We start from the raw sequence: 15,660 nt of genomic DNA, 5'->3' as shown, positions 1-15,660 counted from the left end.
TTCTTATGATAAATTAAGTGTAGCAAAACATGTATCTAAGACTACTAATGAGGTGTATTAACAGTTATGCATAGAAATTTGGGAGAGAAATATTTAAATTCGCCACAACATTATAATAATAGAGAGCTGAGTTGGTTAGATTTTAACTATCGTGTGTTACAAGAAGCACAAGATAAAAACAATCCATTATTAGAACAGCTTAACTTTGTTTCTATATTCAGCTCAAATTTGGATGAATTTTTTATGGTACGAGTAGCCGGTCTACAAGATCAAGTGAAATTGGGCTATGATAAACCAGAAAACAAAGCACAATTAACACCAAAAGAACAACTTGATCAGATTAAAATAAAAAACAAGAAAAACGTTGATTTACAATATGAAGTTTATAATGAATTAATCAATGATTTACGTCAGTATCAAGTAGAAATCGTAAAACCTCATAAGTTACCTAAAACGCTCTTGGCACGACTTGAAACAGAATTCAAAGTTGGTATATTGCCTACTTTGACACCGTTAGGTATCGATGCTTATCATCCTTTTCCTAAATTAAATAATAAGAGTTTAAACATTTTTGTAAACATCGATACACCTGATGAAATTAATTCTGCTATTGTTCAAATCCCATCATTAATACCACGTTTTTATGCATTTAATGAAGGTGATAAGCAATACATTATTATGGTCGAAGACATTATCACTTATTTTATAAATGATTTATTTACTGGGTTTAATGTCATAAATACATTTACCTTTAGAATTACAAGAAATGCAGATTTAACCATCCACGAAGATGGTGCAGAAGATTTATTAATAGAAATCGAGCGTTTCTTAAAAGAACGAAAACGTGGCACAGCTGTTCGTTTAGAAGTAGATGGTAGAGATGCAACACATGAAGATATTGTATGGATTATGAATCAATTAGAAGTTCAAGACAATGATGTTTATTTCTTAGATGGGCCACTCGACTTAACTATGCTTTCTGATTTAGTTGAACATTTATCTAATAAATTAAAACACTTAAAATATAATAAATACGTACCACAAATTCCACAATCTTTAGGTGATAATAATATTTATGACCTATCACTAAAAAGAGATATATTTTTCCACCACCCTTATGAATCTTTCGAGCCTATCGTAGATTTTATACGTGAAGCATCCGAAGATCCTGACACGATTGCAATTAAACAAACGCTTTATCGTGTCAGCAAAGACTCACCTATCATCAATAGCCTGAAAAATGCTGCTGAAAACGGCAAACAAGTTACCGTTTTGGTAGAATTAAAAGCACGTTTCGATGAAGAAAATAATGTCCATTGGGCTAGAATGTTAGAAGATGCCGGTTGCCATGTTATTTATGGTATGACACATTTAAAAACACATAGTAAAATTTCGCTAGTGGTTAAACGCATTAACAATAAACTTACTTCTTTTGTACATCTAGGAACCGGCAATTATAATGATAAAACCGCTAAGCTATATACTGATATGGGAATTATAACGACGAACAATGAGATTGCCGAAGATGCAATTAACTTTTTTAACTATCTCAGTGGCTATTCGATAAAACCAGTTTATAACAAATTGATCGTGGCTCCATTTGATATCCGTGATGTCTTTTTAGCTCGTATAGATAATGAAATTAAGACTCATCTAGAACATGGTAATGGAAAGATCATTATGAAGATGAACTCTTTAACTGATAAAGATATTATACTCAAATTATTCGAAGCATCCTGTGCTGGTGTCAAAGTACAACTTATTATTCGTGGTATCTGTTGCTTAAAACCAGGAGTCCCAGGAATCAGTGAAAACATTGAAGTAGTGAGCATAGTCGGACGCTTTCTAGAACATTCTCGTATTTATTACTTCCATAATAATGGAGAAGATAAGATTTATCTCTCTTCTGCAGATGCGATGACGAGAAATATGATTAAACGTGTAGAAATTTTATTCCCTGTTGAAGATAAAGCGATCGCAAGCCGTCTATTAGATTATATGAATCTTCAACTTTCTGATAATCAAAAAGGACGTTACCAAGATCAAAACGGTAACTACCACTATATTGAAAATAATTTGTCACCATTAAATTCACAAGCATATCTTATGAATGAAGCTATTAAATTTGGTCAATCTTTACAAGAAAAATCTGCACAACCTCAAGTTATGTCAGCTAATAATCGCAAAGGTTGGTTTACTAAAATACGAAAATCTTTTAAAAAATAAACTAATTTCTTAACACTTTATTTTAAAGTCACGCCTCTAAAGTGTTTTACTTATTAGATGAGCAGGTACTGCTCATCTAATAAGCTCATAAAAGTGGCATAGAAATCAAATTAAATCGTGGTTTCTATGCCACTTCTGTTTCTATTTGTTAACTGAAACCATGCTCTCTCACATGGCTCACAATGTTTCTCAGATACTTAATCATTTAGTAAGTTTTTAATCATCCGCGTCTATACACCGATGATTAAAAACACTTTGCTATAATATATATGAGAATGAATTCGAACTGTAGGAGGATGACTATGACCACTCTCAATCAATTGAAACAAACGTTTCCTTTAATTAATAAGTTACAAGACTATAAACCTTTATTCTGGGAAAATCCAAATTTTCAAAAACCAGGATCTTTCCCTTTTTCTATTAATGATATTAAAGAAGCTGCCGCAAGATTAGAAAGGTTTAGCAACTATATTCGTGTAGTTTTTCCTGAAACCGAGAAAAATGATGGCTTAATAGAATCACCTTTAAAACATATTCCATTTATGCAAGACGCTTTAACGAAATCAGACTTTCAAACTAAGATAGAAAAATTATGGCTTAAATGCGATAGCCACCTTGCGATATCTGGTTCTATAAAAGCACGTGGTGGCATCTATGAAGTACTGAAGTTAGCAGAAACCATTGCAATGGATCAAGGTGATTTAAACTATAGTGATAACTACAGTATTTTAGCTGAACCAAAGTATCAGGCACTATTTAGCCAATATAATGTAGCTGTTGGCTCAACAGGAAATCTTGGTTTAAGTATTGGTATTATAAGTGCAAAACTTGGATTCAGTGTAACAGTCCATATGTCGAGCGACGCACGTCAATGGAAAAAAGATTTATTGCGCGACCGTGGGGTAGAAGTTATTGAACATCAATCTGATTATCAATTTGCTGTTGCAAAAGGCAGGAAAGCTGCTGAACATGATCCTACATGTCATTTCTTAGATGATGAAGGCTCAGCCGATTTATTCTTAGGCTATGCCGTAGCAGCTTTAAGATTAAAATCGCAAATTAGAGAACAAAATATACAAGTTGATGCTGAGCATCCTCTCTTTGTATATTTGCCATGTGGAGTTGGTGGTGGACCCGGTGGCGTAGCTTTTGGTTTAAATCAAATTTTTGGTGATCACGTTTATTGTGTGTTCGTTGAACCAACGCATGCCCCATGCATGTTACTAGGTATGATGACACAACTTCATGATGAAATTGCTGTCACAGATATTGGTTTGGATGGACGTACAGATGCTGACGGTTTAGCAGTATCACGTCCCTCTCGCCTCGTTGGACAAATAATGAACAACTTACTTTATGGCGCATGTACTGTATCAGATAAGCAAATGTATCGATATTTATATACTTTGAGCCAAAAGGAACACATATTCATTGAACCTTCAGCAGCTTCTGGATTTGCTGGTATAAATGCAGCAACTCAAACAGCGATTAATAAGGGAATTGCTGTAGAAAATGCGAACCATATCGTTTGGGCAACCGGTGGTAATATGGTGCCTAAAGATGAAATGCTTAATTACGTAGATTATGGCAAGAACTTAGTTGAAAATAATCAATATTAACTTCACTCTTTGCTACAACAATATATAAAAATTACCTACTCCAAATAATTACATCCTTAGTTAAATTTTATTATTGTTAATATTGAAACTTAGAAGTTCGAAGTGGGATAGCAAACAATTTTTAATAAAATAATTTTATTATCTCACCTAGTTAATGATGACTAAACATACTAAGTCCGAGACATCTATTTATGCCTCGGACTTTAGTTTTATTATTTATTAAAATGTATCATGTGTATATTTTAAGATGACTACTATTAACTCCACCAATTATTTTCAGAATATTTATTGAATTACAAAAATATCTATGTTAAAGTGTTCTTTATCAATTCACTTTAGTTCGGTAGAGAAACAAAGTATATGTAAAGGATGGTTATATTATGAATGCTACAACACTTATCAAAAACAAAGAAATTGAACTCGCATTTTTAAAGCATTTTCAACAAGCTGGATTTAAACTTGTTGATTTCAGCTTTATAGAATCTCTGTCATGGCAAACACTTACAAAAGACGACCTTCAACAAATGACAGAGCGTAGTTTCTGGCAACATGACCATCATATCTTTGCGCTACGCAATGATTTTACTGATCAATTATTGCGTTATTATAGTAGTTATCCACGGCAGTTAAGCAATGTAGCATATTCAGGGCCTATTGTGCGTGATAATGAAGTCTATACTCAATTAGGTATAGAACACTACAACCCTACCATTACAAACATGCAAGATGACTTTATGACTTTTTATGAATTTATAAAAAACTCACTTAACGATGAGATAGATTTTGTTATTTTAGGTCATTACCAACTTATTGACCTACTTTTAACGACTAAAGAACAAACTAACGAGATTCTAAAACTTGTTCAAGAACGCAATATTTCAGAGCTTACTTCGCAACTTGGTATCGCTCATCCAATCGTTCAATTATTAACTACTAAAACGACAGAGCAACTAGATCTATTAAGTCAACTATTCCAACACGATCATCGTACTATTCAAGCGTTAAGACGTTGGGATCAGTGGTTCAAGTCACTTGGTATTAGCGATATACATCTAGATATTACACCTCAGCCACCTCGCTCATATTATAAAGGCGCATTTATGAGATGTCACCTTAAAGAAAATAAAAATCAACAACTAACTGGTGGTTTTTACAAAGGTGATTTAGAAGGATTTGGACTCGGGTTTATTTTATAAAAAAAGGAGCGACACACATGCTTACAGTAGCTTTAGCAAAAGGAAGATTATTAAAAAGCTTTATTGCTTATTTAAATGACATAAATGAACAATCATATGCGCAAGCGTTAGAACAGAGAGAACGTCAATTATTAATTACTGTTGGTTCTATCCAATTTGTATTAGTTAAAGGTAGTGATGTCCCTATCTATGTAGAACAAGGTGTAGCAGATGTAGGTATTGTCGGAAGTGATGTGCTGGAGGAAAGTAATTATACAATCAATAACCTTCTGGACTTACCATTTGGCAATTGTCACTTTGCTTTAGCCTCTAAACCAGAAACAACTAATTTCACTAAAGTTGCTACTTCATATATGAAAACAGCACGTAAATATTTTGAATCACAAGGACTTGATGTAGAACTCGTAAAATTATCTGGTTCTATCGAGTTAGCTTGTTTAGTTGATATGGTAGATGGCATCGTCGATATCGTCCAAACCGGCACAACGTTAAAATCTAACGGATTAGTTGAAAAAGATACCATTAAGAATATAAATGCAAAACTTATTACCAACAAGCAATCTTACTTTAAAAAATCAACAGAAATTGATGATTTAATTCAAACCTTGGAGGTGTCACTCATTGATTATAAATAAAGAAACATTTTTAAATGACTATTTAGATCAATCCTCTTTAAACGAGGATTTGTATCCATTGGTTAAAGAGATTTGTGAAAGAGTTAAATCAGAAGGTGATCAAGCGCTTAAAGCATATAATAAAGAGTTAGACAAAGTAGATACACCTCAATTAGCAATTCCATTCTCAGAGTTGGAAGCAGCCTTTCATCGCTTAGACAATAATTTACGAGAAGCTTTACAACATAGTCATGCTCGTATTGAAACTTATCAAAAATCTATCAAATGGACAGACCAACAAGGTTCTACTGAATGTTATGAAATGTATCATCCATTAGAACGCGTTGGTGTTTATGTACCAGGTGGTAAAGCGAGCTATCCTTCAACTGTATTAATGACTGCAACACTCGCGAAAGTTGCTGGTGTCGAAAATATAACAGTTGTAACACCACCACAAGCAGGCGGTCTACCTGATATCGTTTTGGCAGCATGTTATATTGCTGGCGTTGATTATGTTTTTCAAGTTGGTGGCGCACAAAGTATAGCTGCTCTTGCATATGGCACTGAGACGATACCTAAAGTAGATAAAATCGTTGGCCCAGGCAATCAATATGTTGCTTATGCGAAAAAATACCTCTTTGGACAAGTGGGTATAGACCAAATTGCAGGCCCGAGTGAAATTGCTTTAATCATTGATAAGACTGCTGATTTAGATGCAATTACATATGATGTATTTGCGCAAGCTGAACATGATGAATTAGCACGTACATTTGTTATCAGTGAAGATAAGGCACTCCTACAACAACTTGAACAAAAGATCCAACAAACGCTCACTCGTATTGAACGTCAATCTATCGTAAAGGCAAGTTTAGCTAATCATCATTTTTTGATTGCAGTTGATGACTTTACAGAATCCTGCGATTTAATGAATCAAATCGCACCTGAACATGCGTCAATTCAAACCGCTTCACCACGAGACTATTTAAATCATGTACGTTATGTAGGAGCTTTGTTTTTAGGTCATTATTCACCAGAAGTCATAGGTGATTATGTTGCTGGCCCAAGCCATGTATTACCTACTAATCAAACAGCAAGGTTTACGAACGGTTTATCAGTGAATGACTTTTTAACGCGTCACTCGGTCATAGATTTGTCTCAAGATACTTTCAATCAAATTGAAAAACCTGCTCGTGAGCTTGCTCATATTGAACAACTATATAACCATGAACAATCTATCGAAATTAGAACAACAAAGGGGTCATATTGATGATAAGAATTAACAAAAATGAAAGCCCACTTCGTCCTTTAACAGATTCACAACTAGCTACAATAATACAAGAAGCATCCTTTAACTTTTATCCAGATGATGAATATGAACGCTTTAAAGCCGCTTATGCAAATTATTATGGCTATACTGCTGAACAAGTCATAGCTGGTAATGGATCTGATGAACTGATTCAAAAATTGATGTTAATCATGCCAGAGGGTCCGGCATTAACACTTAACCCAGATTTTTTCATGTATCAGGCTTATGCCGCTCAAGTAAATCGTCCTATTGAATTTGTGGAAGCTGAGGACGATTTAACATTTAACCTTGAACAGATTTTACAACGCATTGAGGAAGTACAGCCAGCATTTTTTATAATGAGCAATCCACATAATCCATCTGGCAAACAATACGGTACAACATTTTTAAAAGCTATAGCTGACAAGATGAACTCTATTGGTGGTTATTTCGTAATAGATGAAGCATACCTAGATTTCGGTGAAGCTTACAAGTTTGATATGCAATCACACGTACTCCAAATGCGTACCTTATCAAAAGCGTTCGGTATCGCTGGCTTAAGATTAGGCGTTCTAATTGGTACACCTGAGACAATTCAACATATACAGAGTATTGAGCATCCCTATCCATTAAATACGCTTACGCTACACATCGCTTTATATATGTTTGAACATCCAGAAAAAACCAAACAATTTATTGATCATCAACGCCAATTAGCACTTAGATTAAGAAACTTATTTAACGATTACGTTGCAGATATTATGGTCGTCTTTCCATCATATACAAATTTTGTACTTACTAAAGGAGCAGCTGCACAAAATTTAGGCCAATATATTCAATCACATGGTTTTTTACCTAGATTGTATGATGAGCCAGAAATGAATGACTATGTGCGTTACTCTATTGCGACAGATTCACAATTGGATGACTTAGAAGAAATTATTAAAACTTGGAGGTCTCAATATGATTTATCAAAAAACACGTAACACTGCTGAAACACAATTATCTATCTCACTTGCAGATGACAATCGCCCAAGCAAAATCAACACTGGCGTGGGTTTTCTAGATCATATGTTGACCCTCTTCACCTTCCATAGCAACCTATCTATTACTATCGAAGCAAATGGTGATACAGAAGTAGACGATCACCACGTCACAGAAGATATTGGTATTGTTTTAGGTCAGTTGTTGTTAGAAATGACTCGAGAAAGAAAATCCTTTCAACGTTATGGCGTAAGTTATATCCCTATGGATGAAACATTAGCACGTACGGTCGTTGATATTAGTGGACGTCCTTTCCTTTCATTTAATGCGCATTTAAGTCGTGAAAAGGTAGGCACTTTTGATACGGAATTAGTAGAAGAATTCTTCCGTGCATTAGTCATTAATGGCCGCTTAACAACGCATATTGATTTAATACGTGGTGGTAATACGCACCATGAAATAGAAGGAATCTTCAAATCTTTTGCGCGTGCACTTAAAGAATCTCTATCAAGCAATGACATCGAAGGCACGCCGTCATCTAAGGGTGTGATAGAATGATTGCCCTTATTGATTACGGTTTAGGCAACATAAAAAATGTACAACGTGCAATCAATCATCTTGGTTATGAATCTAAATTAACAGATGATCCAAAAGATATTGAAGCTGCTGATATGATTATTCTACCTGGCGTCGGTCACTTTAAAGATGCCATGCAAGCGATTCAATCACGAGGTTTGGTGGAAGTTTTGCAATCTGTTACAAACAAACCTGTGATTGGTATTTGTCTTGGTATGCAACTGCTATATGAATGGAGTGCCGAAGGTGATGTATCTGGTTTAAAACTAATTCCTGGCCGTATTATACCAATTGAAACGCCCTATCCAGTACCTCACTTAGGTTGGAACAATCTAATTAGTAATCAACCAACACTTTCTCAAGATGTCTATTTTGTACATTCTTATCAAGCAGAAATGTCAAAATATGTTGTAGCATTTGCCGAATATGGCACACAAGTCCCTGCAATTGTACAATTTAAAAATTATATAGGCATCCAATTCCACCCTGAAAAGAGTGGCGATGATGGCTTAGCAATACTCAATCAAGCACTGAAAGGTGGATTCCTAAATGATCAAACTATGGCCAGCCATTGATTTAATAAATGCAACAAGTGTACGTCTTACTGAGGGTAAATATGATTCAGAAGAAAAAATGTCCCGTAGCGCTGAAGAAAGTATTCAATTTTATAATCAATACAATTGTGTAGATCGTATTCATATAGTAGATTTAATCGGTGCTAAACAACAGTCATCTATTGAACAAGACTATATTAAAGACTTACGTACCCTAACTGATAAACCTATAGAAGTTGGTGGTGGTATTAGAAGTGTAAAAACAATTGAAGCTTATTTTAACGATGGTATTAATTATTGTATTATCGGTACCAAAGGCATTCAAGATTTAGAATGGTTAGCCGAAATGGCACACCAATTTCCTAATCGTTTATACCTATCAGTAGATGCCTATAGACGAGAAGTAAAAATAAACGGTTGGGAACAAGATGCTGAACTAGATTTATTTGAGCTAATTGAAAAAATTGAGTCTTTACCAATTGGGGGCATCATCTACACAGATATTTCGAAAGATGGGCGACTAGAAGGCCCTAATTTTGAAATTACTGGACAATTAGTCAACGCAACTCAAAAACCTGTCGTAGCTTCTGGTGGTATTCGTCATCAACAAGATTTAGAAAAATTAGAATCCCTTGGTGTCTCTGCAGCTATCGTGGGTAAAGCTGCCCATAACCCTACTTTTTGGGAGGGCTTGTCATGATTAAAAAAAGAATCATTCCTTGTTTAGATGTTAAAGATGGACGCGTCGTTAAAGGCATACAATTTAAAGGATTAAGAGATATTGGTAACCCAGTCGAATATGCACTGTATTATAACGAGCAAGGCGCTGATGAATTAGTTTTTTTAGATATTTCACGTACTGAAGCGGGTCATGACCTAGTACTCGATGTTATTGAAGAAACTGCAGATAAACTATTTATACCATTAACTGTCGGTGGTGGAATATCAACTATTGATGATATTTCTCAACTGTTAAATCATGGTGCTGACAAAGTATCATTGAATTCAAGTGCACTTAAAAATCCATCATTTATTAAAGAAGCTAGTGAAAAATTTGGCAGCCAATGCATTTGTATCGCTATTGATAGTAATTATGATAGTGAATTAAATGACTATTTTTGCTATACACATGGTGGTAAGCAACGTACTGATAAACGTGTCTATGACTGGATTCAAGAAGTTGAAGCTTTAGGTGCAGGTGAGTTACTTATCACAAGTATGACTCATGATGGTATGAAACAAGGGTTCGATGTCACTCACTTGCATGAAATCGAACAACTTGTGAACATTCCAGTTATAGCTAGTGGTGGCGGTGGCAATCCAGAGCATTTTGTTAATTTATTTAAGCAAACTGATGTTTCTGCCGGTCTTGCCGCAAGTATTTTACATGATAAAGAAACAACTGTAGATGAAATTAAAAAAACAATGGCACAAGGAGGTATCCCAGTTAGATGACTACACAACAACCTGATTTTAGCAAAGGGCTTTTACCAGCTATATTGCAAGATGTTAATACAAAACAAGTGCTAATGCTCGGTTACATGAATGAATCAGCTTATCAACAAACACTCACAAGTGGCGTTGTTTGTTTTTATTCACGTTCCAAAGATCGTTTATGGACAAAAGGAGAAACATCTGGCAATACTCAAATCGTAAAGAATATCCATTTAGATTGCGACCAAGATACACTCCTTATCGATGTTGTACCAAATGGGCCAACATGCCATACAGGTAGTCAAAGTTGCTTTAACACACCTACGCCTTTCAACGTGCAACAACTAGAGCAAACTGTAACAACTAGTGCCAAATCTAATAAAGAAAACTCATATACGCAGTATTTATTGAATGAAGGACTAGAAAAAATCACAAAAAAATTCGGTGAAGAATCATTTGAAGTTGTTATAGGTGCAATGAAAAATGATCGCGAAGAAGTAACGAATGAAACTGCTGATTTAATGTATCATCTATTTGTGTTATTACACGCCTTAGATATAAAATTTGACGACGTGGAACAAGTTCTCGCTCAACGTCATAAAACCGCTAATAATTTCAAAGGGGAACGCACAGATATTAATCATTGGTAATAATATCTTAAATACAAAGACGAGATGAATTTGGAACAAAATCTATTTTTTTAATTAGATTTAGATAGTCCAAATTCATCTCGCCTTTTTTATTTGTCTTTCAACAACTCTTTTTTAAATAATTCTGCTTGTTTTTCTGCAGAAATTAAATCTGCATATATCGCTTCATCCATATCATAATAAATTATATGATTGTTTTGTACAGCTTGATTATTTTTCCAAGTGTTTGATTTTACGAAATCATTATTAGGTTTCTTCACACCTTTTGTAGGGAGTAATAAATAGTTGCCTGAATAAGCATTGAATTTCTCTTTGGGCATAGCTTTTATAGCTTTAGGGTTCTATTTTAAATTGAATCCTTCATAGATTGCTTCACTGCCCTGACCATATCTAGGCCGAATTGATAAATATCTTTAGCTTGAATGTCCATAATTGAAAAAGTTTTATCTTTACCGATTACTTTTTTAATTGCTTCACCATCTTTTGCCAATTTGGACGATAATTTATTTGCTTGCTCTTTAGCTTTTGCTTCTTTATTCACTAGTTTACCTATTTCTATATGTGTATCTTTATAATCCATGTTCTGCACCTTTATTGGAACAGCTGGCGCAATTTTCGTTAATTTTTGTTATTCTTATTTTCTTTATATGTAATGTTTAAATCAGGTTTTAATTTTGCTGCCTTCATCTGTTGTATATGTTTTCATCTTGCTACCTTCTGTTGAAGTTGCATCTTTAGACTCAGTATTATCGCCACAAGTCGTTAAAAATAATAATAAACACAACATGAAATATAATAATTTCTTCAAAATATTAACCCTTTGCATAGTATTGTACTTCCATTACATTTTTCAATATCATAAATTATAATAGTCGTTTTGTTTTTACACTTTTGATACTATAAATTACAAAAGGAGTTGTTATTATGCAAAAGCACTTTATAGGAATTGATCATGTTCAGGTTGCAGCACCAGCAAATCAAGAAGATTTAGCTAGAACTTTTTATGCTGAAAAATTAGGTTTTAAAGAAATACCTAAACCAGATAACCTTACACTAAAAGGTGGACTCTGGTTTCAAATCGGTAAACAACAACTTCATATTGGCGTTGAAAACAATTTTAGCCCAGCCAAAAAGGCACACCCTGCATTTGCAGTACACAATGCAACAGAAGTAAGGAAAAACCTTGAATTACAAGAAGTCGAAATTATATATGGAGATGAACTTGAAGGTGCTGATCGCTTTTATATTTACGACCCATTTGGCAATAGAATTGAAATTATAGAATGGCTATAAATCGACTCTATATAAAGAGCCACTTCTTTAAAGTCCCACTTCTCAATTTATTGAGTTAGTGGGACTTATGCATGAGCACCAGCTCAGGTAATCATTAACTACACTTTTTACACATGAGTTCCTACTCAGGTGTTCCTCTTTTGAGAGTTAGTGGGACTTATGCATGAGCGCTAGCTCAGGTAATCAGTATTGAGTTATCGAGATATACACATTAGCCATACTCAGATGGCCTTCTAAAAGTTTACAATTATTGGAAGTTGAACTATGTAACAACTCATCGCCAACACATATCTTATAGTCATAAACAGACGTCACTCAAACAGATAAATGTCGCCCATTTCCTCATAATTGTTATAACTGCTTATTTTTTCAAATCCTAACGATTGCGCAGTCATAATAGATGGGAAGTTGTCTTTTTTTGTGCGTACAAGTATTTGATGGTTCACTTGTATGTCCTCTTTCACATAATCTATGATTGCTAAACATGCTTCTTTGGTAAAACCTTTTCGGGCATATTCTGGATTCAGTCGATAAGCCAAATTAAGATATGTTTCACCTAACATTGATTTATATGTCAAACCACACATACCAACCATTTGACCGCTTGCTTTTTCTATCATTAATGCGTAACCAAAACGGTATTTAAACCAATGTTCAATCCATGACTTAAGCATCTCTTCTGTTTCTTCGATACTTTGATGAGGCCCTGCTGGATTATAAATGTTTGTTCTCGGATCTGAATGTAAACTGTGTAAGTCAGTTAAATATTCTTGAGAAGGTCTTACTAAATATAATCGCTCTGTTACAATAATAAAGTTTGTCTCCATAATATAATCTGTTTCCATATTTTCCCCCACCTTAGTTTAATATTTACAACTGCTATATATTATAATTCCATGTACATTAAATCTTCATCATAATAATTACTACCATCAAATAGTGCTTTGGGCTCAGTTCCATAACGCTTAAATCCTAATTGTTCATATAATGCAATAGCACTTTCATTTTCAGATAGTACACATAATCCAATTATTTTCACAAAGCCTAGTTCATTTGCCTCGTTAATTATTTTTTGTATCAATAAACTGGCAATACCTTGTCGCCTATAAGATGGATCACAGTATACCGTCACTAAGTTGCCTTTATGCTTCACCTTTTCTAAGGTTTCGCTATAAAAAGTACCTATACAAACTAATGCAGTGTCATCAAACGCACCAATTGTAAATTGAGTTTCTGAAGATATAATTCGCGATTTAAACTTACTTAGTGGGAATTCCACCTCACGTTTGTAAGTAGATGCAAAACCTTTCGGATCAGTTTGCAATGATTTCAAACGCAGCTTACGATATTGCTTTACGTCACTTTCAGTTAATCGTCTATAATACATTTATTATCACTTCTTTCATATAAAGAGGTACAAAAATATAAATTTTAAGAGTGAGACAAAAATCAATATTTATAATTTGATTTTCATCTCACTCCCATATGATTAACAGATAACAAAGTACAAAATATGTGAAACAATACTTACCTGTGATATTTTATACTGGTCTTACCGTAACTTCATTGATATTGACATGACTAGGTTGTTGTAACGCATAAACGACAGCTTCGGCAATATCTTGCGGATCTAACTTTTTACGAGAACCCCAATCAGTATTACCGCTTAGTGGTGTGTCTACCATACCAGGTGAAATACTTGTAACCCTTACACCTGTTTTAGCTAATTCTTTTTCTAGCCCTTGTGTAATAGTATGTACCGCTGCTTTAGATGCGCTATATAAGGTACTTTGTTTTGTAACTTCAAAACCAGAAATAGAAGCAATATTTATAATATGTCCTGTAGTTTGATTTAAAAATATTGGTAAAACGGCATTAATGCCATATAAAGTACCTTTGACGTTGACATCAATCATATTTTCCCATGCCTCAACATCACCATCTGTAATTGCAGAAGAAAGCATTAAACCAGCGCTATTCACTAATATATCTACACGACCAAATTTATTTTCAGTCTCTTTTACTAATTTGGCTACTTCATCTTTTTGCGTAACATCGACGATATGTGTATCAATTTCAGACTGACTATTTTCTCGAAGTTGTTTAGCTACATCAGATAAACGTGTTTCATTACGTCCTGTTAATACTACTTTCACGCCATGTTGTGATAATGTTTCGGCAATACTTGCGCCAATACCACTACTCGCACCTGTAACAATTGCAACTTTATTTTTTAACTCGCTCATCCATATCTTCCTTTCTCTTTCAATTTAACTATGTATAAGGTTATTTCCCTATTTTTACTTATTTTATCATGTTAATTTATTTTTTATTAAATTTTTGAATTATAACAATTATTCATTACCTATACTTCCATTTAATGTGGGTATATAATGGGTGTATATCAATTTAATAACGTTTGTTTAAAGGGGGATTAAATTTGAACTTTGATGAAAGAATCAATCATTTACATGCATCTATGGCCAAAGATAACTTTGACTTTCGTTTTGAAGTATTGTTTGAACAAGAAGAGTGGATTCAAATGTCTTTAAATCATCGCAATCAATTAGAACGTGAATTCCGTAGATATGTAGAACAACATGATCACTTACGCATACCTTACGCTTCACAAGATCACATTCGCATGCGTATGTATAATTCCGTTTATGACTTTAATTCGGTTAAACATAATTTCAAGGCATATATTTAGGATTAACTATTTAATAGGGTTTCCTTTAAATCATTATAGAAAAAGCCTACACATACTGTAGAAAGAGTATGCGTAGGCTTTTCTTAATACTGGGGGTGAGGGTGTTTAAATAAATCATGAAAGTTTCACTGGGGAGAAAAACTTACACGAAGTTAATAGGTTTTATTGTAAGCGCATATTAAAACACTATTAAACTTCAATTCACATCGATGTATACAGTGTATTATTGGTTAACTAATAGCTCTTTCTTTAAACCATAGTTGTAAATTTTCTCTGCATCGATGTAAGCTATATAGTCAATACTTCTGTATCCATCTTTAATGTCATTAATAATACCTTGGTTTACGCCTGTGTGCGTATAAATTTCGTAACTACTTTCGTTTGAAAAAATAACTGCTTCAATTACTTTTCTCATAAATAATCACTCCGTAGTTTTCTATTAAGAAGCTTTGTTTATCTTCTACACCCTTATCATAATCTATGTTCCATCAAATTAAAAGCATTTTGTGATTGTTTTCA

At 34.0% G+C, this 15,660-nt stretch carries 20 protein-coding genes; 13 read left to right on the top strand and 7 right to left on the bottom strand.

The genetic code is table 11. The features are described from left to right. Positions 1–66: 66 nt before the first annotated feature. From ACM591_RS03505 to hisIE, 11 genes are all read left to right on the top strand, one after another. Entirely contained in the window at positions 67–2,226 is a 2,160-nt protein-coding gene (locus ACM591_RS03505; protein ID WP_029378301.1) for an RNA degradosome polyphosphate kinase, read from the top strand. A 302-nt stretch (positions 2,227–2,528) separates the two neighbouring features. Beyond that, positions 2,529–3,845: a D-serine ammonia-lyase gene (locus ACM591_RS03500; RefSeq protein ID WP_326026654.1), complete on the top strand. Its 1,317-nt coding sequence runs from the start codon at positions 2,529–2,531 to the stop codon at positions 3,843–3,845. A 380-nt stretch (positions 3,846–4,225) separates the two neighbouring features. Further along, the gene (locus ACM591_RS03495; RefSeq protein ID WP_037557181.1) at positions 4,226–5,041 is read left to right on the top strand and encodes an ATP phosphoribosyltransferase regulatory subunit; all 816 of its coding nucleotides are present in this window, start codon (positions 4,226–4,228) and stop codon (positions 5,039–5,041) included. 17 nt (positions 5,042–5,058) lie between these two features. After that, positions 5,059–5,676, top strand: a complete 618-nt coding sequence (hisG, locus tag ACM591_RS03490; RefSeq protein WP_029378298.1) for an ATP phosphoribosyltransferase — start codon at positions 5,059–5,061, stop codon at positions 5,674–5,676. After that, the gene (gene hisD / locus ACM591_RS03485; RefSeq protein ID WP_029378297.1) at positions 5,666–6,922 is read left to right on the top strand and encodes a histidinol dehydrogenase; all 1,257 of its coding nucleotides are present in this window, start codon (positions 5,666–5,668) and stop codon (positions 6,920–6,922) included. The genes hisG and hisD overlap by 11 nt, the downstream gene beginning before the upstream one ends. Then, positions 6,922–7,926 (top strand): pyridoxal phosphate-dependent aminotransferase, encoded by a 1,005-nt coding sequence (locus ACM591_RS03480; RefSeq protein ID WP_038679119.1) that lies wholly within the window; start codon positions 6,922–6,924, stop codon positions 7,924–7,926. Before hisD ends, ACM591_RS03480 begins: the two co-directional genes overlap by 1 nt. Continuing rightward, complete coding sequence (hisB, locus tag ACM591_RS03475) at positions 7,904–8,482, top strand: imidazoleglycerol-phosphate dehydratase HisB (protein WP_326026655.1); 579 nt, start codon at positions 7,904–7,906, stop codon at positions 8,480–8,482. Before ACM591_RS03480 ends, hisB begins: the two co-directional genes overlap by 23 nt. Next, positions 8,479–9,075: an imidazole glycerol phosphate synthase subunit HisH gene (hisH, locus tag ACM591_RS03470; protein WP_029378295.1), complete on the top strand. Its 597-nt coding sequence runs from the start codon at positions 8,479–8,481 to the stop codon at positions 9,073–9,075. The genes hisB and hisH overlap by 4 nt, the downstream gene beginning before the upstream one ends. Then, positions 9,050–9,754 carry a 1-(5-phosphoribosyl)-5-((5-phosphoribosylamino)methylideneamino)imidazole-4-carboxamide isomerase gene (hisA, locus tag ACM591_RS03465; RefSeq protein WP_029378294.1) on the top strand — a complete coding sequence of 235 codons (705 nt, stop codon included), beginning with the start codon at positions 9,050–9,052 and terminating at the stop codon, positions 9,752–9,754. Before hisH ends, hisA begins: the two co-directional genes overlap by 26 nt. After that, positions 9,751–10,509: an imidazole glycerol phosphate synthase subunit HisF gene (gene hisF / locus ACM591_RS03460; RefSeq protein WP_326026656.1), complete on the top strand. Its 759-nt coding sequence runs from the start codon at positions 9,751–9,753 to the stop codon at positions 10,507–10,509. Before hisA ends, hisF begins: the two co-directional genes overlap by 4 nt. Beyond that, the gene (gene hisIE, locus ACM591_RS03455) at positions 10,506–11,138 is read left to right on the top strand and encodes a bifunctional phosphoribosyl-AMP cyclohydrolase/phosphoribosyl-ATP diphosphatase HisIE (RefSeq protein ID WP_107539265.1); all 633 of its coding nucleotides are present in this window, start codon (positions 10,506–10,508) and stop codon (positions 11,136–11,138) included. Before hisF ends, hisIE begins: the two co-directional genes overlap by 4 nt. An 89-nt stretch (positions 11,139–11,227) precedes the next feature. Here hisIE and ACM591_RS03450 read toward each other — a convergent pair whose 3' ends face one another. The 3 genes from ACM591_RS03450 to ACM591_RS03440 form a co-directional block, all read right to left on the bottom strand. After that, positions 11,228–11,458, bottom strand: a complete 231-nt coding sequence (locus ACM591_RS03450; RefSeq protein ID WP_081047818.1) for a hypothetical protein — start codon at positions 11,456–11,458, stop codon at positions 11,228–11,230. A gap of 26 nt (positions 11,459–11,484) precedes the next feature. After that, the gene (locus ACM591_RS03445; protein ID WP_326026657.1) at positions 11,485–11,718 is read right to left on the bottom strand and encodes a hypothetical protein; all 234 of its coding nucleotides are present in this window, start codon (positions 11,716–11,718) and stop codon (positions 11,485–11,487) included. 81 nt (positions 11,719–11,799) lie between these two features. Continuing rightward, positions 11,800–11,946 (bottom strand): hypothetical protein, encoded by a 147-nt coding sequence (locus ACM591_RS03440; protein WP_228064943.1) that lies wholly within the window; start codon positions 11,944–11,946, stop codon positions 11,800–11,802. A gap of 116 nt (positions 11,947–12,062) precedes the next feature. Between ACM591_RS03440 and ACM591_RS03435 the strand changes: the two genes are divergently transcribed. Further along, a complete protein-coding gene (locus ACM591_RS03435; protein WP_029378289.1) occupies positions 12,063–12,431 on the top strand; it encodes a VOC family protein in 369 nt (122 codons plus the stop codon). 311 nt (positions 12,432–12,742) lie between these two features. Here ACM591_RS03435 and ACM591_RS03430 read toward each other — a convergent pair whose 3' ends face one another. The 3 genes from ACM591_RS03430 to ACM591_RS03420 form a co-directional block, all read right to left on the bottom strand. Further along, positions 12,743–13,276, bottom strand: coding sequence for a GNAT family N-acetyltransferase (locus ACM591_RS03430; protein ID WP_029378288.1), 534 nt, complete (start codon positions 13,274–13,276; stop codon positions 12,743–12,745). Positions 13,277–13,317: 41 nt separating this feature from the next. Further along, complete coding sequence (locus ACM591_RS03425; protein WP_029378287.1) at positions 13,318–13,818, bottom strand: GNAT family N-acetyltransferase; 501 nt, start codon at positions 13,816–13,818, stop codon at positions 13,318–13,320. 154 nt (positions 13,819–13,972) lie between these two features. Then, positions 13,973–14,677, bottom strand: coding sequence for an SDR family oxidoreductase (locus tag ACM591_RS03420; protein ID WP_029378286.1), 705 nt, complete (start codon positions 14,675–14,677; stop codon positions 13,973–13,975). A gap of 194 nt (positions 14,678–14,871) precedes the next feature. On the opposite strand from ACM591_RS03420, the gene ACM591_RS03415 reads away from it, so the two are divergent. Beyond that, positions 14,872–15,141, top strand: a complete 270-nt coding sequence (locus ACM591_RS03415) for a DUF1413 domain-containing protein (protein WP_029378285.1) — start codon at positions 14,872–14,874, stop codon at positions 15,139–15,141. Positions 15,142–15,364: 223 nt separating this feature from the next. Here the strand turns inward: ACM591_RS03415 and ACM591_RS03410 are convergent, their stop codons facing one another. After that, entirely contained in the window at positions 15,365–15,556 is a 192-nt protein-coding gene (locus ACM591_RS03410) for a hypothetical protein (protein ID WP_029378284.1), read from the bottom strand. Positions 15,557–15,660 lie beyond the last annotated feature (104 nt).

It is taken from the genome of Staphylococcus sp. Ze2, from assembly GCF_048568365.1.
Classification (GTDB): domain Bacteria; phylum Bacillota; class Bacilli; order Staphylococcales; family Staphylococcaceae; genus Staphylococcus; species Staphylococcus xylosus.
Note: the sequence above shows the minus strand (reverse complement) of the source record. Positions and strands in the feature narration are given on the sequence as shown.